General features: G+C 28.1%; 19 protein-coding genes. 11 read left to right on the plus strand and 8 right to left on the minus strand.

The features are described 5' to 3' along the window. Window positions 1-96: 96 nt before the first annotated feature. The 4 genes from PHEL85_RS04665 to PHEL85_RS04680 all read left to right on the plus strand — a co-directional run bounded on the left by PHEL85_RS04665 (window position 97) and on the right by PHEL85_RS04680 (window position 6664). The gene (locus PHEL85_RS04665) at window positions 97-1581 is read left to right on the plus strand and encodes a helix-turn-helix domain-containing protein (protein ID WP_036821697.1); all 1485 of its coding nucleotides are present in this window, start codon (window positions 97-99) and stop codon (window positions 1579-1581) included. A gap of 37 nt (window positions 1582-1618) precedes the next feature. Further along, window positions 1619-3247, plus strand: a complete 1629-nt coding sequence (locus tag PHEL85_RS04670) for an acyl-CoA carboxylase subunit beta (RefSeq protein ID WP_036821698.1) — start codon at window positions 1619-1621, stop codon at window positions 3245-3247. Between the two features lie 136 nt (window positions 3248-3383). Continuing rightward, window positions 3384-5477 carry a phosphate acetyltransferase gene (gene pta, locus PHEL85_RS04675; protein ID WP_036821699.1) on the plus strand — a complete coding sequence of 698 codons (2094 nt, stop codon included), beginning with the start codon at window positions 3384-3386 and terminating at the stop codon, window positions 5475-5477. Window positions 5478-5479: 2 nt separating this feature from the next. Next, window positions 5480-6664 carry an acetate/propionate family kinase gene (locus tag PHEL85_RS04680; protein ID WP_036821707.1) on the plus strand — a complete coding sequence of 395 codons (1185 nt, stop codon included), beginning with the start codon at window positions 5480-5482 and terminating at the stop codon, window positions 6662-6664. 64 nt (window positions 6665-6728) lie between these two features. Here the strand turns inward: PHEL85_RS04680 and PHEL85_RS04685 are convergent, their stop codons facing one another. Both PHEL85_RS04685 and PHEL85_RS04690 read right to left on the minus strand, forming a co-directional pair. Then, entirely contained in the window at window positions 6729-7886 is a 1158-nt protein-coding gene (locus PHEL85_RS04685) for a T9SS type A sorting domain-containing protein (RefSeq protein ID WP_081965075.1), read from the minus strand. 459 nt (window positions 7887-8345) lie between these two features. Continuing rightward, window positions 8346-9497: a T9SS type A sorting domain-containing protein gene (locus PHEL85_RS04690; RefSeq protein ID WP_036821712.1), complete on the minus strand. Its 1152-nt coding sequence runs from the start codon at window positions 9495-9497 to the stop codon at window positions 8346-8348. A gap of 164 nt (window positions 9498-9661) precedes the next feature. Here PHEL85_RS04690 and PHEL85_RS04695 point away from each other — a divergent pair, with 164 nt between their 5' ends. Next, window positions 9662-10378 carry a YebC/PmpR family DNA-binding transcriptional regulator gene (locus PHEL85_RS04695; protein WP_036821715.1) on the plus strand — a complete coding sequence of 239 codons (717 nt, stop codon included), beginning with the start codon at window positions 9662-9664 and terminating at the stop codon, window positions 10376-10378. Window positions 10379-10492: 114 nt separating this feature from the next. Here PHEL85_RS04695 and lpxK read toward each other — a convergent pair whose 3' ends face one another. After that, window positions 10493-11521: a tetraacyldisaccharide 4'-kinase gene (gene lpxK / locus PHEL85_RS04700; protein WP_036821718.1), complete on the minus strand. Its 1029-nt coding sequence runs from the start codon at window positions 11519-11521 to the stop codon at window positions 10493-10495. A gap of 76 nt (window positions 11522-11597) precedes the next feature. On the opposite strand from lpxK, the gene PHEL85_RS04705 reads away from it, so the two are divergent. Together PHEL85_RS04705 and PHEL85_RS04710 are read left to right on the plus strand one after the other, a co-directional pair. Further along, complete coding sequence (locus PHEL85_RS04705) at window positions 11598-12692, plus strand: Nif3-like dinuclear metal center hexameric protein (protein WP_036821723.1); 1095 nt, start codon at window positions 11598-11600, stop codon at window positions 12690-12692. A gap of 2 nt (window positions 12693-12694) precedes the next feature. Beyond that, window positions 12695-13468 (plus strand): zinc ribbon domain-containing protein, encoded by a 774-nt coding sequence (locus tag PHEL85_RS04710; protein ID WP_036821724.1) that lies wholly within the window; start codon window positions 12695-12697, stop codon window positions 13466-13468. 73 nt (window positions 13469-13541) lie between these two features. Here PHEL85_RS04710 and PHEL85_RS04715 read toward each other — a convergent pair whose 3' ends face one another. The 4 genes from PHEL85_RS04715 to PHEL85_RS04730 all read right to left on the minus strand — a co-directional run bounded on the left by PHEL85_RS04715 (window position 13542) and on the right by PHEL85_RS04730 (window position 18475). After that, entirely contained in the window at window positions 13542-15536 is a 1995-nt protein-coding gene (locus PHEL85_RS04715) for a DUF349 domain-containing protein (RefSeq protein ID WP_036821727.1), read from the minus strand. A 268-nt stretch (window positions 15537-15804) separates the two neighbouring features. Further along, the gene (locus PHEL85_RS04720) at window positions 15805-16563 is read right to left on the minus strand and encodes a shikimate dehydrogenase family protein (RefSeq protein ID WP_036821730.1); all 759 of its coding nucleotides are present in this window, start codon (window positions 16561-16563) and stop codon (window positions 15805-15807) included. After that, window positions 16544-17551 carry a DUF368 domain-containing protein gene (locus PHEL85_RS04725; RefSeq protein WP_036821731.1) on the minus strand — a complete coding sequence of 336 codons (1008 nt, stop codon included), beginning with the start codon at window positions 17549-17551 and terminating at the stop codon, window positions 16544-16546. Before PHEL85_RS04725 ends, PHEL85_RS04720 begins: the two co-directional genes overlap by 20 nt. Further along, window positions 17552-18475, minus strand: a complete 924-nt coding sequence (locus tag PHEL85_RS04730; RefSeq protein ID WP_036821732.1) for a DUF368 domain-containing protein — start codon at window positions 18473-18475, stop codon at window positions 17552-17554. A 143-nt stretch (window positions 18476-18618) separates the two neighbouring features. Between PHEL85_RS04730 and PHEL85_RS04735 the strand changes: the two genes are divergently transcribed. The 4 genes from PHEL85_RS04735 to PHEL85_RS04750 all read left to right on the plus strand — a co-directional run bounded on the left by PHEL85_RS04735 (window position 18619) and on the right by PHEL85_RS04750 (window position 22792). Then, entirely contained in the window at window positions 18619-19197 is a 579-nt protein-coding gene (locus tag PHEL85_RS04735) for a Crp/Fnr family transcriptional regulator (protein ID WP_036821735.1), read from the plus strand. Between the two features lie 73 nt (window positions 19198-19270). Then, window positions 19271-20638: a TolC family protein gene (locus PHEL85_RS04740; protein ID WP_036821736.1), complete on the plus strand. Its 1368-nt coding sequence runs from the start codon at window positions 19271-19273 to the stop codon at window positions 20636-20638. A 20-nt stretch (window positions 20639-20658) separates the two neighbouring features. Beyond that, window positions 20659-21618 carry an HlyD family secretion protein gene (locus PHEL85_RS04745; RefSeq protein ID WP_036821737.1) on the plus strand — a complete coding sequence of 320 codons (960 nt, stop codon included), beginning with the start codon at window positions 20659-20661 and terminating at the stop codon, window positions 21616-21618. 7 nt (window positions 21619-21625) lie between these two features. Next, window positions 21626-22792, plus strand: a complete 1167-nt coding sequence (locus tag PHEL85_RS04750) for an ABC transporter permease (RefSeq protein WP_036821738.1) — start codon at window positions 21626-21628, stop codon at window positions 22790-22792. A gap of 65 nt (window positions 22793-22857) precedes the next feature. On the opposite strand, the gene PHEL85_RS04755 is transcribed toward PHEL85_RS04750, so the two are convergent. Next, window positions 22858-24228: a tetratricopeptide repeat protein gene (locus tag PHEL85_RS04755; protein WP_036821739.1), complete on the minus strand. Its 1371-nt coding sequence runs from the start codon at window positions 24226-24228 to the stop codon at window positions 22858-22860. Window positions 24229-24237: the final 9 nt, after the last annotated feature.

The following is a 24237-nucleotide window of genomic DNA, read 5'->3' on the forward strand; positions in this document are numbered from 1 at the left end:
ATATAAAATATTTCTGAACTCCACAAGCGAACGTTCGCTAAATTAATAAAAAACTTTATTTTAATTAATTCGCTAATAATTATTATATTTGTTTTTATGATGATAGAAGACGAATACATTCGATTAATTTTTGGATTGAAACTCAAGCAAATAAGGACAGAAAAGAATCTTTCTCTTTTTGGTTTAGCAAAATTATCAGGTTTATCAAAATCTTATTTAAACGAAATTGAAAAAGGAAAAAAATATCCTAAAACAGATAAAATACTATCTCTTTCTGAAAGTTTAGAAATCCCTTACGATCATTTAGTATCTTTAAAACTTGATAAAAACCTTGCTCCAATTGGCGAAATTTTGCAATCGAAAATTCTAAAAGAAATTCCGTTAGAACTTTTTGGTATTAAAGAAAACACCTTAATTGATATCGTTGCAAATGCACCTGCAAAAGTGAATGCATTTATAAGTACCATTATAAAAATTGCGCAAAACTATAATTTAACAAGAGAAAGTTTCTTTTTAGCTTCTTTACGCTCTTACCAAGAAGCACATAATAATTATTTTGAAGATATTGAAAATGAGGTTGAAAAATTCGCAAAATCATATCACATCAATTTATCAAAAAGAATAAAGTCGAGTGATTTAGAAGAAATTTTAGCGGAAGAATTTGGGTATACCATTAATAATGAAGAATTAGAAAAACACCAAAATCTTGAGGAATTAAGAAATATTTATATCCCAAATAAAAATATTTTATTAATAGATAAAAATATTTCTGAAGCACAAAAAACATTTATTTACGCTAAAGAAATTGCTTATAATGTTTTAAATATTAAAGAAAGACTATACACTTTTCCTTGGATAAAATTCGAAAGTTTTGATCAAGTTTTAAATAACTTTATTGCCTCTTATTTTGCAGGTGCTTTAATTATCCCAAGAAAAAATTTAACAGAAAAACTAACTAATTTCTTTGCTTTAGAAGAATGGAATTCTTTAAAACTACATCAAATAATTAATCATTTTAATTGCTCTCAAGAAACTTTTTATCAGCGTTTAACAAACATTCTACCAAAGTTTTTCAGTATTAAAAATTTATTTTTCTTACGATTTACTCACAAACAAAATTCTACAGAATATAGACTAAGTAAAGAACTACACATTACACAACAACAAACTCCTCATGCTAATAGAAATAATGAGCATTATTGTAGAAGATGGGTTTCTATAAAAACAATTCAAGATTTAGAAAATTCGAAAAAAAATAGATCAACTTTTGGTGTGCAAATTTCATCTTATGTAAATCAAAAAAATGAATATTTAGTTTTATCATCAGCAACATCAGACCCTTTTAAAAAAGACATTAGCAGGAGTGTAAGTATTGGAATGCTGCTCTCACCACATTTAAAAAAGAAACTTCATTTTTTTAAAGAAGACACGTTTTCTAAAAAACTTGTAGGTGTAACATGTGAAACTTGTGCTGTTAAAAATTGTTTGGAAAGAGTTGCAGATTCCACTCGTTTAGAAAAACAAATTAAATACGATGAAATTGCAAATACGGTTCAAAACATTATTAAATCATACAGCTAAAATTATTACTTTAGCAATAAGTATATAAACCTATTTTATGGATATCAACTTCAATAAAAACGAAGATTACAATAAACTTTTAGTTTCAGATTTAAGAAAAAGATTTGCCAAAGTTAAATTAGGTGGTGGTCAAAAAAGAATTGACAAACACCATTCTAAAGGTAAAATGACAGCAAGAGAAAGAGTTGATTATTTATTAGACAGCAATTCTAAATCTATAGAAATTGGTGCTTTTGCTGGTGAAGATATGTATAAAGAACATGGAGGTTGTCCTTCTGGAGGAGTTGTTGTAAAAATTGGATACATAAAAGGAAAACAATGTATTGTTGTTGCAAATGATGCAACTGTTAAAGCTGGTGCTTGGTTTCCTATTACAGGAAAAAAGAATTTACGAGCTCAAGAAATATCTATAGAAAATAAATTACCAATAATTTATTTGGTTGATTCTGCAGGTGTTTATTTACCAATGCAGGATGAAATATTTCCGGACAAAGAACATTTTGGACGCATTTTTAGAAATAATGCCATAATGAGTAGCATGGGAATTACCCAAATTTCTGCAGTTATGGGAAGTTGTGTTGCAGGTGGAGCTTACTTACCTATTATGAGTGACGAAGCTTTAATTGTTGATAAAACCGCAAGTATTTTTTTAGCAGGAAGTTATTTAGTGAAAGCTGCTATAGGAGAATCTATTGATAATGAAACTCTTGGAGGAGCTACTACTCATTGTGAAATTTCTGGAGTTACAGATTATAAAGCAAAAGACGATAAAGATGCTTTGGATAAAATTAAATTTATTGTTGATAAAATTGGAGATTATAACAAAGCTGGTTTTAGTAAAACTCAATCTTTTCCTCCAAAAGAAAATGAAGAAGATATTTTTGGAATTCTACCAAAAGAAAGAAACGCACAATATGATATGCTAGAAATCATAAAACGTTTGGTTGATAATTCTGAATTTGAACAATATAAAGAAGGTTATGGAAAAACAATTTTAACTGGTTATGCTAGAATTGATGGTTGGGCAGTTGGTATTGTTGCAAACCAAAGAAAATTAGTAAAAACTAAAAAAGGAGAAATGCAATTTGGCGGAGTTATTTATAATGACTCAGCAGATAAATCTACTCGTTTTATTGCCAATTGTAATCAGAAAAAAATACCTTTAATTTTTTTACAAGATGTTACTGGTTTTATGGTTGGTAGCAAATCTGAACATGGAGGAATTATAAAAGACGGTGCAAAAATGGTAAATGCTGTTAGTAATTCTGTGGTTCCAAAATTTACAATTGTTATTGGAAATTCTTATGGTGCAGGTAATTATGCAATGTGTGGCAAAGCTTATGATCCAAGATTAATTGTTGCGTGGCCAAGTGCAGAATTAGCTGTAATGAGTGGTAATTCTGCTGCAAAAGTTTTATTACAAATAGAAACTGCATCACTTAAAAAACGTGGTGAAGAAATTACCCCAGAAAAAGAAGCTGAATTATTTGATAAAATAAAATCTAGATACGACAATCAGATTTCTCCATATTACGCTGCTGCAAGAATCTGGACAGATGCTGTTATTAATCCTCTAAGAACTAGAGATTGGATTTCTATGGGAATTGAAGCTGCAAACCATGCTCCTATTGAAAAGCAATTTAATATGGGTATTTTACAGGTTTAACATTGATACAATATTTTTATTAAAGTTTCCATACCAAAATTACCTTTTTAGCTTTAAATTTATCTTGTTTTAATGACTATTATCATAATTAGTCATTTCTTTGCAATGTATTTTTGTCAAATAATTTAAACAAAACATGAGTAAAGCTATTTATATTGCCGCAGTAGAATCAGACAGTGGTAAATCATTGGTTTCATTAGGTCTTTTAAGAATGATGTTAACCAAATCTTCTAAAGTAGGGTATTTTAGACCTATTATTAATGATTTAGAAGGCAGTAAACGTGATAATCATACAAATACTGCTATCAGTTTTTTTAACTTAAACATCAATTATCATGATTGTTTTGCATACAAGCAAAGTGAAGTTGTTGAACTTTTAAGTGAAGGACAATCAGAAGAAGTAATTCATAATGTAATTAAAAAATACAAAAAACTAGAAGCAGAATATGATTATGTTCTTGTAGAAGGAACTGATTTTTCTGGTGAAGGTGGTTTTACAGAATTAGATGTAAATCTAATGATTGCTAAAAATCTTGGTATACCAGCTTTAATCGTTGGCTCTGGTAATGATAAGAAAAAGAAAGATTTTATCAATACAATGCAACTTACATATCAATCTTTTATCAATAAAGAAGTTGATGTAATAGGTCTTATTGCTAATAAAATAGAAATTGATGAAGTAGATTTCATTAAAAAAGAATTAAAGAAAAGTTTTCCTGAAAAATTACAAATAGATATCATTCCTAAAATTGACTTCTTATCTAACCCTACTGTTAAAGAGGTCGTAGAAGCTCTAAAAGGTAGAGTTTTATTTGGAGAACAATTTTTAGACAACACAATTGGTAGTTACAGTACTGGTGCTATGCAATTACGTAATTACTTAACAAGAATTAGAGAAAATGCCTTAGTAGTTACTCCTGGAGATAGAGCAGATTTAATTTTAGGTGCATTACAAGCAAATGCTTCTACAAATTACCCAAAAATTGCTGGAATAATCCTTACAGGTTCACTTATACCAGAAGAATCAATAACAAAATTAATAGAAGGTGTACAATCTACAGTACCTATTATATCTGTAGATGGTGGAACTTTTGGAATTTCTAATAAAATTGGAAATGTAAAATCTAAAATTTATTCTTCACATAATAAAAAGATTTTACTATCATTAGATACTTTTGATAAACATGTAAATGCTGAAGGATTGACAAACACATTAAAATCCTACCAATCAAACAAGTTAACTCCAAGTATGTTTCAATACAACTTACTTCAAAAAGCAAGAGCTAACAAAAAACACATTGTTTTACCAGAAGGTGATGACGAAAGAATTATAAGAGCAGCTGCTCGTTTACAGCTACTAGATATTGTAGATTTAACCTTATTAGGAGATAGAGCTAAAATACAATTAAAATGTGATCAAATAGGTTCTCAATTAAATTTAAATGAAATAAACATTTTAAATCCTGAAGATTCTATTTATAATGATGATTTTGTAAATACATTATTTGAAGCTCGTAAGCATAAAGGAATGACAGAAACTGCTGCACAAGATTTAGTGCATGATGTTTCTTATTATGGAACTTTAATGATTATGAATGGCTTAGCAGATGGTATGGTTTCTGGTGCAGTACACACAACAATGCACACCATAAAACCATCTTTACAATTAATTAAAACAAAACCTGGAGTTTCTGTAGTTTCATCTGTATTTTTTATGTGTTTATCAGACAGAGTTTCTGTAATGGGAGATTGTGCTGTAAACCCAAACCCAAATGCAGAACAATTAGCAGAAATTGCAATTTCTTCAGCAGCATCTGCAGAAGCATTTGGTATTGAAGCAAGAGTTGCTATGCTGTCTTATTCTTCTGGAAACTCAGGAAAAGGTGAAGAAGTAGAAAAAGTAAGAAAAGCGACTGAAATAGTTAAAAACTTACATCCAGAGTTAAAAATTGAAGGTCCAATACAATATGATGCTGCAGTAGACATGTCTGTTGCAAAAACAAAAATGCCAGATTCTGAAGTAGCTGGTCAAGCATCTGTATTAATTTTCCCTGATTTAAACACAGGAAATAACACATACAAAGCTATTCAAAGAGAAACTGGCGCTTTAGCAATTGGTCCAATGTTACAAGGATTAAATAAACCAGTAAATGATTTAAGTAGAGGTTGTACAGTAGAAGATATTTTCAACACAGTTTTATTAACGGCAATTCAAGCAAACCAAGAGTAATTATGAATATTTTAGTATTAAATGCAGGTTCTTCATCATTAAAGTACCAATTGATAGAAATGCCTTCAAAAACAGTAAAATGTGTTGGTCTTGTAGAAAGAATTGGTATGGAAGATGCCATATTTAATCATGAAAAAGGAGATGAAGAATATTCTGAAGTTTTACCAATTTTAAACCACGAAATTGGATTAAAAAAAATTGCTAAAACTTTATTAGATTCAAAAATAGGTGTCATTAATTCTGTTGATGAAATTCAGGCTGTTGGACATAGAGTTGTTCATGGTGGAAGCAAATTTAGTAGCACAGTTGTAGTTACTGAAGAAGTTAAAGATAGTATTCGTGAATTATTTGATTTAGCACCTTTACATAATCCTGCAAATTTAACAGGTATAGAAATTGCTGAAACAATTTTTACCTCTGCAAAACAGATTGCAATTTTTGATACAGCATTTCATCAAACTATGCCAAAAGAAGCATATCAATATGCAATTCCTAATTCATATTTAGACGAACATGAAATTAGAGCATATGGTTTTCATGGAACAAGTCATAAATATGTTTCTGAAAAAGCCATTGAATATTTAGGAGAAAAATCTAAAAACATTATAACTATTCACTTAGGAAACGGTTGTAGTATGTCTGCAATTAAAGATGGAAAAAGTATAGAAAACTCTTTAGGTTTTGGTCCAATGAATGGTTTATTAATGGGAACTCGTTCTGGAGACATAGATCAGTCTGTGATTTTCTTTTTGATGAAAAAACTGAACAAAACTATTGAAGAAGTTAACAATTTATTACAGAAAGAATCTGGAATGAAAGGTTTAACTGGTTATTCTGATTTACGTGAAATTTCTGAGAAAGCAGAAAATGGAGATGCTAAATGTCAAAATGCATTAAACTTAGCTGCCTATAGAATTAAAAAATATATTGGTTCTTACACAGCTGCATTAAACGGTTTAGATGCAATTGTTTTTACTGCAGGAATTGGAGAAAACTCAGCTTTAATGAGACAAATGTCTTGTGAAAATTTAGACTTTTTTGGAATTGAATTGGATGATCAAAAAAATGCAATCCGCTCTAAAGAGATTAGAGAAATTCAAAAAGAAAATGCAAAAGTTAAAATTTTAATTATTCCTACAAACGAAGAAATTGAAATTGCAAAACAATCTTTCAATCTATTAAAATAGGTTTTTAGAATACAATTTTTAAAAAGCCTTTTTGAGTTAAAACTTAAAAAGGCTTTTTTTTATCTTAGTTTTTAATTATTTTTCGATTTGCAACTCTACCATCATTTGTATAAACTTTAAACAAGTAAACTCCATTAGAAAAATTAGTTAAATCTATTTGTTTATGATTTACTGAAAATAGTTTCTTTCCTAAAATATTATAAACATCTACTTTTTCTAATTCAGAAGTTTCCATAATTACTATGTCATTTGTAGGATTTGGATATGCTTTTACCTCTATAACTTCATTACTATCAACATCTGCAGTTGCTTCACCGTAATTATATGTAATTATACCATTACCAGAATTATTTGAAGAACTTAGTAATTTATTTACAAATGGAAAACCTGTTAGTACATAATCTAAACCCGTAGTTTGATTAAAAGGATGTGTAAATGAAGACATTAAAAAATTAGTATCAAAAGCAAAAGTCTCTCCATAACCAAACTCGAAAACACCATTATTTACATAATACACATCTTCACTAATTTGATTTCCATTCCCATCATACTGATATTCAGTTTTGCTATTATCTAAATACTCAGTTCCATTCCAAGCTTTAACAAACTCTAAAATAATTTTATTATTTGCATATAATGTAAATTCTGTAGCTTCATTTTGCACCCAATTATTTCCATCCCAATTATCATTCATTAAATTATAAATATATCCATTTTCATTATAGGTAAGAATTGTTCTATCTGATAAAACCCAATCTGACCCAACCCAATTATAAGAATATCCTTCTGAAATCTTACCTTCATCAGTATATGAAATAGTGAATTTAAAAGAATTGCTCCAATCATTATTTAACCAAAAATACTCTATAAATTCAATCATCTCGTGATTTGAATTATAAGAATAAACAGTTTTAATATTATCAACATAAGCTGGTATAGCTAAATTTGAATCCCAAGATCCTAGTACTTCTTCAATTAAATTATTATTTGAATCATAAGTATAGGTAAACAATTCCATATTTTCCCAACCAGTATCAGCATCATTTCTTCTTAAAAAAGAATCTGAAATTAAATTTCCAGCAGCATCATAAGTATACACATCTCTATGAACCGTTTTCCAAACTCCTTCTGAGAGAAATTGATGATCTGCTGTATTTAATGCTTCCTGTCCAAAAAAGGACATGGAAATTAATGCGACGAGTAAAAAAGTAATTTTTTTCATGACTAAATATGTTTAAGAATTAATAATCAAAGACAATTAAAAAAAATGTGGGTTTTAAACCAACAACATTTAAACAAGAATAGTTGTGATTTTGTGCGCGAAAAGGGGTTCTATAAGAAAATAGAAGTAACAAAAATGTAACTACTTTTGCTACTACTAATTTAACGAATTTTTCTCACAAATTGTTGAATTTTGTACTTTAATTTCTCAATTAGTCAACATAACTTTATACATTAAATAGTTTTTTATTATTTAAATAAAGTCTTAGTTATTAATTAGACGATTTCCAACTGACAAGTATCGTGAAGTTAAAAAAAACCATAATTTATGCAAATGAAATAATTAATACTGCACAAGGTTTTTACAGCCTTATGAGATAATAAAAAGCCACAAAAAAACGATTTTAAACTTCGTTAATTTGTGGCTTTAGTTTTGTGTTTTTTTTACTTTAGTTCTCTGCTAATTCTTAATTATTCTTTTAGTAACAATATTACCTTTATCATCTTCCACTTTTAGTAAATAAATTCCATTTATTAAATTCTTTATATTTAATTTATTTTTGGTTGATGTCAAAACTTTTTTTCCGATAAGATTATATATTTCAACCTTTTTTAAAGAAAAATTACGATCATCAATATTTATAACAGAAATTGTTGGATTTGGATATACTTCAAACTTTACAAAGTTAAAATCATTTACATTTGCCGTTGGTTCATTTCCATAATAGTAGGTAGTCCTATTATTCGTTGAAGATCTACCCAAAATTTTATTTACGATTCCGTTTGCAGAAAACAGAAAATCTATACCAGTTTTATCTTTAAAAGGATGTGAAAAAATTGACATTAGTTGGGAAGTATCAAAAGTTTTAGTTTCTATAGGTTGTTCAGTTAAAACTTCATTTTCTAAGTAAGATTCTTTTTCTGTTATAGCATTTCCATTAGCATCATAGGTATATTCATATTTGTAATCAGTACTCCAACTGGTACCATCCCAAATTTGTGAATCTTCAACTATAATTCTATTATTAGCATCGTAAGTATACAAAGTTCTATCAGAATCTACCCATTTTGTAACATCCCAATTATCTGACTTAGAAATACTAACTTTATTATTTGCATTATAGCTTATGACTATTCTAGAAGATTCTTCCTCTAATACCCAATCAGATCCATTCCAAGCATAACCAATTGCACCTGTAAGCCTACTATTTGAGTATTCTAAAATAAATTTATCCTCAAACTCCCAAGATACACCACCATTAAACTCAGTTAAAATTTCAATTAATTTGCCTTCAGAATCATAAGTATTTGTAGTTTTGTATTGCTCTGAAGTTGTACCATTAGAATTATAATTTATATACGTTTCTACTAAAGATTTATTATTTGAATTGTATGTATATTTAGAGGTATAACCTTTTACCCAATTGGTACTATTCCAATAAAACTCTGTTTCTTCTGTTAAATTTCCATTGTCATCATATTGGTAGGTTGTTTTAGAGCTGTCTAACCAATTTGTACCATCAAAATACTCACCTAAACTTGAGGTGAGTTTATCTTGCCCAAGTATTAAAGTAGTTGCAAAAATAGAAAGTAATAAAGTAATTTTTTTCATAATTATTTGATTTAAGATTAATTTTTTAAAGTTAGTCTTTAGTTTCTCTTATACAATACCTACAATTAGGTATATTTCATTTTAAAAATGCGCTTTCAAAATATTGCAAAACAGCTTTCAAACCTTTACATTTGTAAGGATTTTAATTAAAACAATTATTAGAAATGGGTAGAGCTTTCGAACTTAGAAAAGGACGTAAAATGAAACGATGGTCAGCAATGGCAAAAACTTTTACTAGAATTGGTAAAGACATTGTAATGGCGATTAAAGATGGTGGTCCAAATCCTGATTCTAACTCTAGATTAAGAGCTGTTATGCAGAATGCAAAAGCTGCAAACATGCCAAAAGACAATGTAGAGAGAGCCATAAAAAAAGCTACCGATAAAGATACTGCAAATTACAAAGAAGCACTTTTTGAAGGTTATGCGCCTCATGGAATCGCAATTCTTTTAGAAACAGCAACTGACAACAACAATAGAACTGTTGCTAATATTAGAGCTGCTTTTAATAAGAATGATGGAAATTTAGGTACTTCTGGATCTGTTGTTTTTATGTTTGATCATGTATGTACATTTACTATAAAAAAAGAAGATATTACTATTGATTTGGAAGAATTAGAATTAGAATTGATAGATTTTGATGTTGAAGAGGTTTTTGATGATGAAGAAGGGGTTATTATTTATGCTCCTTTTGAGCAATTTGGGGCAATACAATCGTTCTTTGAAGAAAACAATACAGAAATTTTATCTTCTGGTTTTGAAAGAATTCCTACTACTACCACAAAATTAAGTGAAGCACAACAAGCGGATGTTGAAAAGCTTTTAGAAAAATTAGAAGAAGATGATGATGTACAAAATGTATTTCATTCAATGGAGATGTAAAACTTAAATTATGTTAAAAATTAAAATGTGACTTTTCAAAAATAATTGTGTCATAAATAAGGAAGTTCCCCATGCAAAAAATACTTCTAACATAAATCAAAAAAAAACCAGCGCCTAACAACGCTGGTTTTGTTTTATATGAGTTTTAATAATTGAATCAAACACTTCTTGCTTCTCTAAAAATGAAGTTTGTATCCCTAAATAGGAAATTTTATCAATACTGGTCTCTAATCGAACAAAGTCCTTCTCGGTGGTTAAAATGAGTTTTTTAGACGTTTTTAAGCTAATATATTCTTTTTTAATACTTTCTATTTCTTTGTCTGTAAAATGATGATGATCAGAAAATTTTAAATGTTTATAATTTACTTTCTTTTCATTCAAAAAAGACAACAATGGAGTTGGATTAGCAATCCCTGTAATTAACAAAACTTCATAATTATTTAAATTATCAACCAAAATATTTTTATTTCCTGATGTTTTATCATCATAAGAAATAGCTGTAAAAAATATATTGGTATTGTATTCTTTTAATTTCTGATTAATGCTGTTTTTTGAAGCTTCTGTTAAATTCGTCGGACATTTAGTTACTAATATTACATCTGCTCTTTTTGCGCCTCTCCTACTTTCTCTTAAACTTCCTGTTGGTAATAAAAAATCATCCGTAAATAAATCATCATATTTTGTCAATAAAATATAAAAACTGCCTTTTACTTTTCTGTGCTGATAAGCATCATCTAATAAAACCAATTCTGGAGATTTATCAACAATCAAGTTAGAAATTCCTGCCACTCTATTGGCATCAACAGCTACATTTATATCTTTAAATTTTTTAAAATATTGCAAAGGTTCATCACCAACATCTTCTGCAGAATGTGTTTCATTTAACAACACAAAACCTTCCGTTTTTCGCTTATAACCTCTACTTAAAACCGCGGTTTTAAAATTATTTTTTAAAAGACGAATCAAATATTCTATTTGCGGCGTTTTTCCTGTACCTCCAACACTTAAATTACCAACAATAATTACTGGAATCTTAAATGAAGTTTGTTTAAAAACACCAACGTCAAAAAAGAAATTACGAATGGTAGTTACCAAATCATAAATGATAGCAAATGGAAATAATAATAGCCTTAGAAATTTCATTAACACGAAAATAAGTCATTTTTATGGATTGATGCATGGAAAATGTTAACTTTGGTTTTCGATACAATTTTGTTTTATGGTTATAAAAGACATCACAAATTATTTAGAAGAATTAGCACCTTTACAATATGCTGAAGATTTTGATAATGTTGGCTTATTAGTTGGTGATTATTCAACCTCAGTTTCAGGAATTTTAGTAACATTAGATACGTTAGAAGAAACTGTAAATGAAGCAATTGCAAAGAATTGTAATTTAATTATAAGCTTTCATCCAATTATTTTTGGTGGCTTAAAAAAACTGAATGGAAATTCTTATGTAGAACGTGTTGTTTTAAAAGCAATAAAAAATGACATTGCAATTTACGCAACACATACAGCTTTAGACAATTCTAAAAATGGAGTTTCTGCAAAAATGTGTGAAGTTTTAGGGTTGGAAAACACAAAAATTTTAATTCCTAAAAAAGGAATCATAAAAAAACTAACCACATTTGTTCCAACAAATAATGCTACTTCCTTAAGAAATTCGCTTTTTGAGTCTGGTGCAGGAAATATTGGAAATTACGATAACTGTTCTTTTAATATGATTGGAGAAGGAACTTATAGAGGAAATGAAAATTCGAATCCTACTTTAGGTGAAAAAGGAAAATTACATACAGAAAAAGAAACAAGAATTAGCGTTGTTTTTGAAAGCAAGAATGAAACTGTAATTTTAAAATCATTACAAGAAAATCATCCTTATGAAGAAGTTGCATACGAATTAATTACTACAGAAAATATTCACCAAAATATTGGAATGGGAATGATTGGCGAACTAAAAACAGCAATGGATGAAAAAGATTTTCTTTTGTTTTTAAAAGAAATAATGAAAACAGATTGTGTTCGTCATTCTAATTTAATCAACAAAAAAATAAAAAAAGTAGCAGTTTTAGGTGGATCTGGCAGTTTTGCCATTTCTAATGCAAAAAGAGCTGGTGCAGATGCATATGTGAGTGCAGACTTTAAATATCATGAGTTTTTTAAAGCTGAAAACAGCATTCTTTTGGCAGATATTGGACATTATGAGAGCGAACAGTTTACAAAAAACCTTTTGGTAGACTATCTTACAAAAAAATTTAGTAATTTTGCAGTCATTTTATCAGAAAAAAGTACAAATCCTATATATTATATATAAACATGGCAAAGAAGAAAGAAATTTCGGTTGAACAAAAATTAAGAGCTTTATACGATTTACAATTAATTGACTCTAGAATTGATGAAATTAGAAACGTTAGAGGTGAATTACCTTTAGAAGTTGAAGATTTAGAAGATGAAGTTGCCGGATTAAATACGCGTATTTCTAATTTAAATCAAGATGCAGCAAACTTAGAAACTGACATTAACAACAAAAAATTAGCTATTGAAGAGTCTAATTCGTTAATGAAAAAGTATGATGAGCAGCAAAAGAAAGTTAGAAATAACAGAGAATTCGATTCTTTATCTAAAGAAATTGAATATCAAGATTTAGAAATTCAATTAGCTGAAAAAAGAATTACTGAATTTAAAGCTAAAATTGCTCAGAAAAACGAAGTAATTACTGCAACTAAAGAAAAGTTAGAAAAACAAGAAAAACATTTAGGCCACAAAAAAGCTGAGTTAGATGCTATCTTAAAAGAAACGGAAAAAGAAGAAGAATTATTAGCTAAAAAATCTGATGAATTTTCTAAAACTTTAGATGCTCACTTATTTGCTGCTTATACTAGAATTAGAACTAAAGTTAAAAATGGTTTAGCGGTAGTTGCAATTGAACGTGGAGCTTCTGGAGGATCTTACTTTACAATTCCACCACAAGTACAATTAGAAATAGCGAATAGAAAGAAAATTACTATAGACGAGCATAGTGGTCGTATTTTAGTGGATGCTGCTTTAGCTGAAGAAGAAAAAGTAAAAATGGATAAGTTCTTTTCTTAATCTTTTACAAATAAATTCATAAAAAAACTCGAAGCTTTCGCTTCGAGTTTTTTGTTTTATATAAATTCTATTTTTAGTAATCTATTTTCTTTATATAACTTAACTTTTCTTTCCAAACAGCTAAATCTTCTTTAAAACCTTTAACTCTATTTTTTACATTCAATACTAACGGATTGTCATCCTTTGCATTAGAAAAGAAACCTAAATTATTTTCTAATTGTTGAATTTCTTTAACAGTTTCATCAATTTTCTTTCTAACAAACATTTGCTCAGAATCTAACTTTCTTACATCGTTATCAGCAGCTAAACTATCTACAACATGTGTAAATTTTAGCATGGCAATTTCTTTCTTATCTATAGATAAACCTCCTAAAGCTCTATCTATAATTTTATTAAACTTACCATCAATATGTCTTGCATTTCTTGGCAATGCACCTAAACTTCTCCAGTTATTGATAACTTCAAAAATTTCTTCTTTTGTTGGTTCTTTCAGCTCTTTTACAATTTCTAAAAAAGCCTTTTTAGTTTCAACAACTTCTTGTTGCTCTTTATTTAAAGAGTTTTTCTGATTATGATATCTATCAAAGTAATGATTACAAGCAGCCTTAAAACGTTTCCAAATATCATCTGAAAATTTACGAGGAACATGACCAATTTTTTTCCAATCAGATTGAATTCTTTTCAGTGCATTTGTTGTAGATTCCCAATCTTCACTATCTTTTAAAGATTCTGCAAGTTCTATTAACTCCATCTTTTTCTTTAAATTATCTTGCTGACCACTCTTTTCTTGTTTATAAAAAACATTCTTAGCACTATTAAATTTCTTAGTAGCAGCTTTAAATTTCTGCCAAACTTCTTCACTTTTAGAATACGGAAGTTTACCAGCTTTAAAATACTCTTGTCTTAAAGCTTCTACATTTTTAATACTTTTTTGCCAATCGTTATGCGATTTATTATTAGAAGTATCATAAGCATTCAATTTTTCGATAACAACTAATTTCTGTTCTATAATTTCTTGGTACTTAGAACGCATTTCTCTAAAATGATCGTGTCTTTTATCATGAATTTTTTTAGTTGCTGCACTAAACTTTTTCCAAACATCTTCTCTATGATCTTGAGAAACTGGCCCAATATCTTCTTTCCAAGTTTTATGTAAATCTTGTAGTTCTTTAAAAGCAACATTTATATCTGCTTCTTCAGCTAAAGCTTCTGCTTTTTCTATGATTTTTAATTTTTCTTCTAAATTATGTTTAAAATCTAAATCTCTAAAATCATTACTTAAATGTAATAAATCATAAAAACGCTCTACATGATGATGAAACGTTTTCCAAGTATCATTATAATGGTTTTTAGAAACAGGTCCAATAGTTCTCCAATTGTCTTGCAACGCTCTAAAACTCTTGTACATTGTTGCAGTATCTGCATTTTCAATTAAATCTTTTAATTGTTCTATAATTAAAAGTTTCTTTTCTAAATTTTCAGACAATTGCTTATCTAAATCATTGTAATAAGCATCACGTTGTTTTTTATATTCAGATAAAAGACTATTATATTCAGATTTTATAGGGCTAGAAAATTGAAAGTCTATAGAGTTACCACCAGCTTCTAAGAAAGCAGCTTTCTTTTCTGCCAATAAAGCACCAAATTTTTGATTGAAAGCGCTTTTTACACCTTCAACTTGATTTTTTATTTTTTGAACAGGATTATTAGAAAGTGTTTTTTTAAGTTCTAAAACTAACTCTTCTAAAGATAATATTGAATAATCTACAACAGCAGCTTCTTCTTTATGTGTATCTTTTTCTGCATCTACAGCAATAGATTTCTCTATTTCATTAACAGCAGCATCTGTATTATCTGTTTTTTCAATAGGTTCTTCAGCAATCTCTTCAACAGTAGTAACATTCTCACTTACTTCTTCTACAGTATCTTTAGCAACTTCCTCAACAGTTTCTGCTGTTTCAACTACTTTTTCTACAGTCTCTTCAGCTTCAATTTTTGAAGTTTCATTTACTACTTTCGCTGCTTTATTTTCCGTTTTATCAACGTTTTCTTCATTATTTTCTAACATATATACAATGTTTAAGGTCTTAATATAATATTAAATTATATGCTCATAAAGATACTGACAACTTAGTAAATCTGCAAACTATCTCAAATAAATGCAAATCTTTTATTTTTTTGGGCGTTTCTTTATACAGAAAGCATTCTGTATTAAAGTCGGGCTTTACATTACAATCTTTTTAATCATTCTTCATAAAAAGGATTTCCATTTCAATCCCTAACGCAACACATTTGCCAACAAAATTTATACTAAAAATAACAAAACGGCTTTTTAATTATGCATTATTCCAAATTCTCCAAGACTCTTCTGCTTGCAGTTGTAACATTTGGTATCCGTTTTTTATAGCAGCTCCTTGTTCTTTTCCTTTTGCCAAAAAAGTAGTTACTTCTGGATTGTAAATTAAGTCATATAGCAAATGTTTATCAGTTATAAACTGATATGGAATATCAGGGCATTTTTCAGTATTTGGAGAAGTACCAACTGGTGTAGAATTAATTATAATTTGATATTTATTCAACACCTTTTCTGTTAAATCTTGATAAGAAATTTGTTTTTTACCTTTTGGGTTTCTAGAAACAAATTTAAATTTAATATCATTTTTTTTTAAAGCGTAAGCAATTGCTTTAGAAGCACCACCAGTTCCTAAAATCAATGCTCTTTTATGATGTTTTTTTATCAACGGAAATATTGATTTTTCAAAACCAACAACATCAGAATTATACCCTTTTAAATTTCCTCTTTTTGTAAACTTTATGGTATTTACTGCGCCAATTTTTTTAGCGGTTTTATCTAACTTATCTAAATATTGCATTACTTCTTCCTTGTAAGGAATCGTAACATTTATACCACCTAAAGTTTTACCACCTTCTTCAATAACAGCAGGGAATTCCTCTATTTTTTGAAGATCAAAATTTACGTACTTATAATTTTTTAAATTAAGTTTTTCAAACTTTTCTGTAAAATATCCTCTAGAAAAAGAATACTCAATATCTTTTCCTAATAAGCCAAAAACTTTATTTTTTCTTTCTTCCATAAAAATCTATCACTAAAATTAATGCAATACCAATAATAATATAAAAACCTGCAAACCAAGTTTCGGAATTTGAAAAATCCGGAATAAAACGTTCGTAATTTTCTATTATTTTATTTCCTTTTTTATCTATTAAATAACTTCCTTTTTCTTGTAAGTAAAGTGCTTTTTTCCAAGGCCAAACAATCCCCAAAGAACCTGTTATAAAACCAATAATTACTGCATTTACTATTTGATGCCATCTTTTTAAAACATATCCTAAAACATGACTAATAGAAACCAAACCAAAAGCAGAACCTAATGTAAAAACACTAATTATTTTTAAATACCTTACTTTAATTGGATCTGATAAAACGTCAAAATTTCCAGACAACAGACTCGTAATTACATTAAATAATACGTTTACAGAATCTACTAATAACAATACATAATTACCTAAAAGAATTAAAATAAACGAACCTGAAAGACCAGGAAGCGTCATACCAGAAACACCTATAATTCCGCAAACAAAAACAAACCAAAGATTATCGTTTTCTGTTGCTGGTGTTAAAAAACTAATTCCTATTCCAATAGAAGCACCAATTATTAATGAAAATATATTTTTAAGGTTCCAATCACCAAAATCTTTACCAATGTAATAAATTGAGCCAATAATCATCCCAAAAAACCAACTCCAAACATAGAGTTCATAGTTTACTAAGAAATAATCTAAAACTAATGAAATACTAAAATAACTAAAGATGCTACCTCCCATTATTAAGAGCAGAAACTGACCATTTACATATCTGTAAAAACTTTTGAAACGACCATTAAAAAGTAATTTAAATGCTTTTAAATTTACTTTTCTAAATGAGTAAATTAATTCTTCATAAAAACCAAAAACGAAAGAAACTGTACCGCCAGAAACACCAGGAACTTTATTAGCTGCTCCCATTGCCAATCCTTTTAAAAAGAGGTAGATTTTATCAATAAAATTCCTTTCTTTTTGCATTTACTTTTTATGAACTGCTAATTTTTCCATTCCTAAAATAATTGCAAAACCAATAACAGCCAAAACTATTGCCATTGTTAATTGTGCATCTCCATCAAAAGAAAAAGGAGTAACACTTTGTTGATTAAATGGTACTTCTACTCCATGAGAATTTGTTCTCCATGTTAATGTTTCTTTCCAAGGCCAAATTTTATTTAAAGAGCCAATAATAAACCCTGTTAAAGCTGCTAAAGTGTAATTTTTATAATTAGAAAATAACCATTTTAAAATTTTAGAAAAGGTTAATAAACCTACAATGGCTCCAGCACCAACTGCTGCAATTGTTTTTAAATCTCTATCATTTACTGCTGCCAAAATCGGTTTGTAAGCACCTAATAAAACTAAAATAAATGCTCCAGAAACTCCTGGTAAAATCATAGCACAAATTGCTATTGCTCCTGCTAAAAACATAAATAAAAGTGATGAATTCTCAGAAACTAAAGGATTTAGAGTAGTAATATAATAGGCCAAAAAAGCACCCAAAATTAACACAAAAAGAGAAGTAAAACTCCATTTTGAAATTTGTTTAACAATGTAAATAATACTTGCTAAAACCAAGCCAAAGAAAAAAGACCATAACAAAATAGGTTCATTTTCTAATAAATACTTAATTGCTTTTGCTAGAGAAACAATACTTACAAAAATCCCTATAAATAACGAAGCTAAAAAATTACCATTAACTTGTTTCCAAGCTGCTTTTAATCCATCTTCTTTTAAGGTTTTAAACAAACCAAGTTTTACATTACTAATAGAACCTAATAATTCTTCATAAATACCAGAAATAAAAGCAATTGTACCACCAGAAACTCCTGGTACAACATCTGCAGCACCCATTGCCATTCCTTTTAAACCAATTACCAAATAATCTTTTATAGTTCTACTCATTTTAAGTTTTCTTTTTTAGAAAAACGAAGATAGTAGAATTTTAAGTAAAAAATGAAATCTCCTTTTTAAAATAGCTTGTTTCTAAAGATAATTTCCGATAACTTAGCTATCTCACTTATAAAAAACGATTCCCATTTTAATTTATGACTGTAACAGATTTCCTTTTAAATTTAGTCCCTTTTTCTCAAGAAGAGCTCAATGATATAATGCTTCATTTTGAAGAAGAAAAAGTCAAAAAAAATGAGTTATTATTAAAGGAAGGAAAAATTTGTAATAAGCTTTATTTTATTCAAGAAGGAATGAGTAGAAGCTATTATTTAAAAGAAGATGGAAAAGAAGTTACGCAATGGTTTTTTGGAGAAGGACAATTTATGTCTAGTGCAGATAGTTTTTTTAATCAAACCGCTAGTTTTTACAATTTAGAAATTTTAGAAGACTCGATTCTCTACAGTATTACTTTCGAAAAAATGGAATTTTTATTGGCTAAGTATCACAAAATGGAAAAATGTATCCGTTTATTGTCTATAGAAATGTTTACCACATTAATTCGTAAAATGAATGCGACTCAGTTTCATACTGCAAAAGAAAAATACGATTATATGATTTCTGAATTCCCAAATATTGCACATCGTATTTCTTTAGGTCATATTGCTTCTTATTTGGGTATGACACAAGAAACATTGAGTAGAATTAGAAAAAACGAATCTTTAAAAAAAAAGTGATTTTTTGATATAAGTCAAAGGAAATTATTCCTCTAATCAAGAAATTTGTATTGCAATTTTTAAATTATTTGCAATGCACAAAAACAAACTAAAACTTAGCTATTTAATTACTATTTTAATAGGATTTTCTTTCTCTATTAAAGCCCAAAATTTAGATCCAATTTTAAAAAATTTGATAACTAAAGGCTTAGAAAAAAATCATAGTATCAATATTCATAACTTAAATAGCAAGCAAACTAAAATAGATCAAAAAATAGCAAAAGCTGTTTTTCTTCCAAAAGTTACATTCAATTCTAGTTTTACAAGATTAGATGATGATATTACTTTTGATGATGCTACTCAAAACCTATTAATTTCTACACAAAAATTACTTATTAAAGAAGCTGTTGGTATTCCTTTTAACAATGCTTTTCCAGATAATATTCCATTAACAGAAATCCCAAATCTACAAGACAAAAATATTTTAAAATCCTCTGTAGATGTAGATTGGGTTATTTTTAGTGGGTTAGAAGCATATAACGCTTTAAAAGCGAGCAAACATAAAGAAGCTTCTTTAAATTATGTAACAACTGCAGAAAAAGACAAAATTGTTTTAAAAATAATTGACACTTATGATAAACTCGCTTTAGTTTATGCTTCTAAATTAGTATTAAATACTTCTAAAAAGTATTTAAATGAACAAGAATTCTATGTTAAAAAAGCCATTAAAAATGGATTGGCAATTCCTATAAATCGTAAAAAAATTGAGTTAGCAAAACAACAATTAGCTGCTAAACAATTAGAATATAATCATAATAAATCTTTATTAATTGAAGTATTACACCAATTAACAGGAGAAAATAGAGAAAGCTTAAAAATGCTGCATCCAAAACTTCAATCATTTTATTTTAAGGCAAGAAACTCTGAAAAAAGAAACGAAGTAAAGGCCTTAGAAGAAGCTGAAAAAGCAGCAATGTATAAATCAAAAATGGAAAAAAGTAATTTTATTCCCAAGATTGCTTTCAAAGGTCATTATGAATTTATTGAAGATGATTTATCGCTATTAGACCCAAAATGGTATGTTGGTGTTGGCCTAAAATGGAATGCTTTTGATGGATTTAATTCCAATTTAAAAAGCAAAAAAACACAACTTGAAAGCAAAAAATACAGAGAACAAATTAAAGAAGCCAATGAAATGATTGCCCTCAGTATTGTAAATGCACAATTAACTTATAAAACTTCTCTTGAAAACACCAAAATAGTGAAAAAAGAAATTGAGATAGCTCTTGAAACTTATAAAATGATAGACAAACAGTATAAAAATAATCTGGTAGTTATAAATGATGTTTTAGATGCATTAAATGATTTAGAAAAAGCCAATTTTAAATTGCAACAATCTTACTATAATGAAAGAAGAGCATTCACCAATTTATTGCATGCAAAAGGAGCTCTTAAATACTAATCAACTTAAAGAAATAAAAAATGAAATTACATAAAAAACTACTTATAATCAGTTTAACACTACTAATTATAAGTGCTTGTAATACTGAGGAAACAATAACTTACAATAGAGGAAAAGTGAAATTTGAAACCATTTCTATCAGTAGTAAAATTGCAGGACGTATTGACAAAATATATGTTGAAGAAGGACAGTCTGTACAAAAAGGCGACACTCTAGCTTTGCTAGATATCCCAGAGTTAGATGCTAAAATGATGCAAGCAAATGGAGCTGTAACAGCTGCAAATGGAATGTTAAATATGGCTTCTAATGGAGCAACATCAGATCAATTAAAACAAATAAATAGTAAAATCGAAGCCAGTAAAGCACAGTTAGATTTTGCTCAAAAATCTTATAAAAGGCTACAAAACATGTATAGAGATTCATTAATTAGCTTACAACAATTTGATGAAGTAAAAATGAAACGAAATATGGCTAAAGCACAAGTTGCTGCTTTAGAAGCAAAACTTAGTGAAATAAATAAAAGTGTTAGAACTGAGCAATTAGACCAAGCAAAAGGTCAATTAAATAGAGCTTTAGGTACTAAAGAGGAAATTTTAACAGCAGCTAAAGAAAAGTTTGTAATTGCTCCTACAAATATGTCTATTGAAACTATTAGTTTACATGAAGGAGAATTATTAACTCCTGGTTATTCATTATTTAATGGATATGAAAAAAATAGTGTCTTTTTTAGATTTACAATTCCAGAATCTAAAATCTACAATTTTGAAATAGGTGAAAAATTGACGCTTGTAAATCCATACACAAAAGAAGAAATTACTGCTAAAATCAATAATATTAAACAATTGGCACAATATGCAAATATTACAAGTACAGCGCCTTTATATAATTTATCTGAAAGTATTTATGAATTAAAAGTTGTTCCTATTTCAATTAATTCTAAACAAAAATTTTATTTAAACACAACAGTTCTAATCAAATAATAAAATAATGAAAGACTTTTTAAAATTACTTAAAATAGAATTTCAACGTATTTTTTCTAACGGAGTTTTAATGGCCATTTTTATTGGTGCTCCCATTTTTTATGGAATTTTATTTGGCTATGTTTATAAGCAAGCAAAAGTTTTAAACTTACCTATAGTTGTTATTGATGAAGATCACAGTCCGATTTCAGATAAAATTATTCAAGCTTTTCAAGACAATGAAGTTTTACTAGTAAATGATGTGCGTTACACTGCAGGTAATATTTTAAAAGAAATGCCTGTAAAACAATATGAAGCTGTAATTACCATCCCAAAAAACTTTGAAGCAGATATTTTACAGAAAAGACACCCAGAAATTAGAGTAGATTTAAATATGGCAAATATTTTAAATGCAAACACTGCAAGCAAAAATATTCAGTCAGTATTAGTAACTTTAAATGCAGGAATAGAAATTGAAAGTCTTAAAAAAAGTGGACTTCATCCAGCTCAAGCTTTAGCAAGTTATGAAAGTTTTAAAATCAATTTTAATAAATTATATAATTCTTCAGGAAATTATATCACTTTTATGTTTCCAGGTTTATTAGTCGCTATTATTCAACAAGTAATATTTTTAGCTATGGCTTTGGTTTTTGCAAGAGATTTTGATGATGGCCATTTTGGAGTATTATTAAAAAAGAGTAAATCTTCTTTCTATTTAATTGCATTAAAAGCTACACCATTTCTAATAATGATTCCTATAATTTGGTTGTTTATAGGTTCACTTTTTTCTTATTTTAAAATTGATGCAGATATTTATAATTTACCAATGTTTCTCTTAGCAGCAATTTTAACCTTAGCTTCTATGTGTATTGGAATGTTGTTTTCAATTGCAATTCCGAGTCAATTAAAAGTAACAGAACTATTAATGGTCGTTTCTACACCTGCTTTTATTCTGAGTGGTTTTACTTGGCCAACACTTGCTTTTCCTGATGCAATTTCAAGTTTTGCTCAAATTATACCTTCTACTCAATTTTTAAGTGGATTTAGAAAAATAGCTTTTTATGGTGGAGATATTTCATCAATTAAACCTGAAATTAACACTTTGCTACTCATTTTTATGGTGTCTTTTACTCTAATGATAATATTATTACAATATAAAATATACTTGTTTGGCAAAAAAAATGTTAATCATTAGAAAAAACTAGATTTAAGCCTGTATTTTAAGATACAGACTTTCTTATTCAAAAGAAGAATAAACCTCTATTCTGTCGCTTTTTTATAATCAATTAAAAGCTTTTGTACTTTTTCATTTTCAAATACAATTGGATACAATTCTTTTAAAACAATATTGTAATCGTAATCTATTTTTAAACCTAATATTAAGTGATTATAACCGTACTTTTCTTTATTTAGAATAAAAAATAAACCAGCTAATCTGTATTCTATTTCTGCAGAATCCTTATAAATTCTCTGTGCTTTTATTAAAGCATTTAAAGCATCTGTAAATTCGCCTAAAAAAGACAAAACATCTATTAAACCAATATAGATTTCTAATGCATCGTCATTTAAACCCAAGCATTTTTCGAAACCTGTTACAGCTTCTTCGTAGAAATTTAACTTTAGATTAATTTCAGAATAACGTCTCCAATACAAAACATTATCTTCTTCAATTTTTAACGCTTTAGAAATATAATAAGATGCTTTTTGATAGTTCTCATGCTGGTAATAAATATTAGTAAGCATCATCCAACCTTTATCTAACAAAGGATCTTCATGAACTGCTTTTTTATAAAAAGAAATCGCTTGCTCAAAGTTTTCTAATTTTTCATAGCACTCACCTACTCTAATACAAACAAACGCTGTTGCATCATCTAATTCTAAAGTAATTAAGTAATTATCAATTGCTTCTTTATAACGCTCTAATTGTTCTAGTGTTTTTGCTTTTTCTAAATAACCACCAATAAAAGATTCATCAATTATAACAGCATAATCAAAAGCATTTAATGCCTTTTCGTAATTTTCTAATATAAAATACTGTCTTCCTAATTGATGCCATGCAACTTCGCAATATGGATTTATATCTACATACCCATTTAAATATAATATTGCTTCTTCATGCTCTTTTTCCATGTCAAAACAATAAATTACATTATACAATGCAGAATAATCTTCAAAATCTACATGCACACATTTTGCAAAGGTTAAACGTGCATTTTTAAAATCGTCTAAGTACAAATATTCCATTCCTAAAAGAGACCAAACATCTACTTTATCATCAGTAAAAGTTAACGCTTTTTTAAATAGTTCTATAGCTTCTTTATGGTTTCCTTTTTTAGAACTAATAGTTGCTTTTTGTATAAAAACTTCATCATTATTAGGCTCTAATCGTTCAATTATTTTCAGCAACATAGACGCCTTATCTAACTCATCTTCAAAAACATAAATTTCTACTTGCAATAGTTTTAAATCTACTGAAGCAGGATGTTGTTGCAACCCAAGTTTTACTGCTTTTTTAGCCAAAGCATGTTTACCAGCATCTAAATAATGGATGATAATTTCTTCAAACTCTACCAAATCGAAAAAGTAAACTGCGTTGGTTTTGAGCATGGATTCAAACTTTAATAGAGACATAACTATGAG

The organism is Polaribacter sp. Hel1_85 (assembly GCF_000766795.1).
Classification (GTDB): domain Bacteria; phylum Bacteroidota; class Bacteroidia; order Flavobacteriales; family Flavobacteriaceae; genus Polaribacter.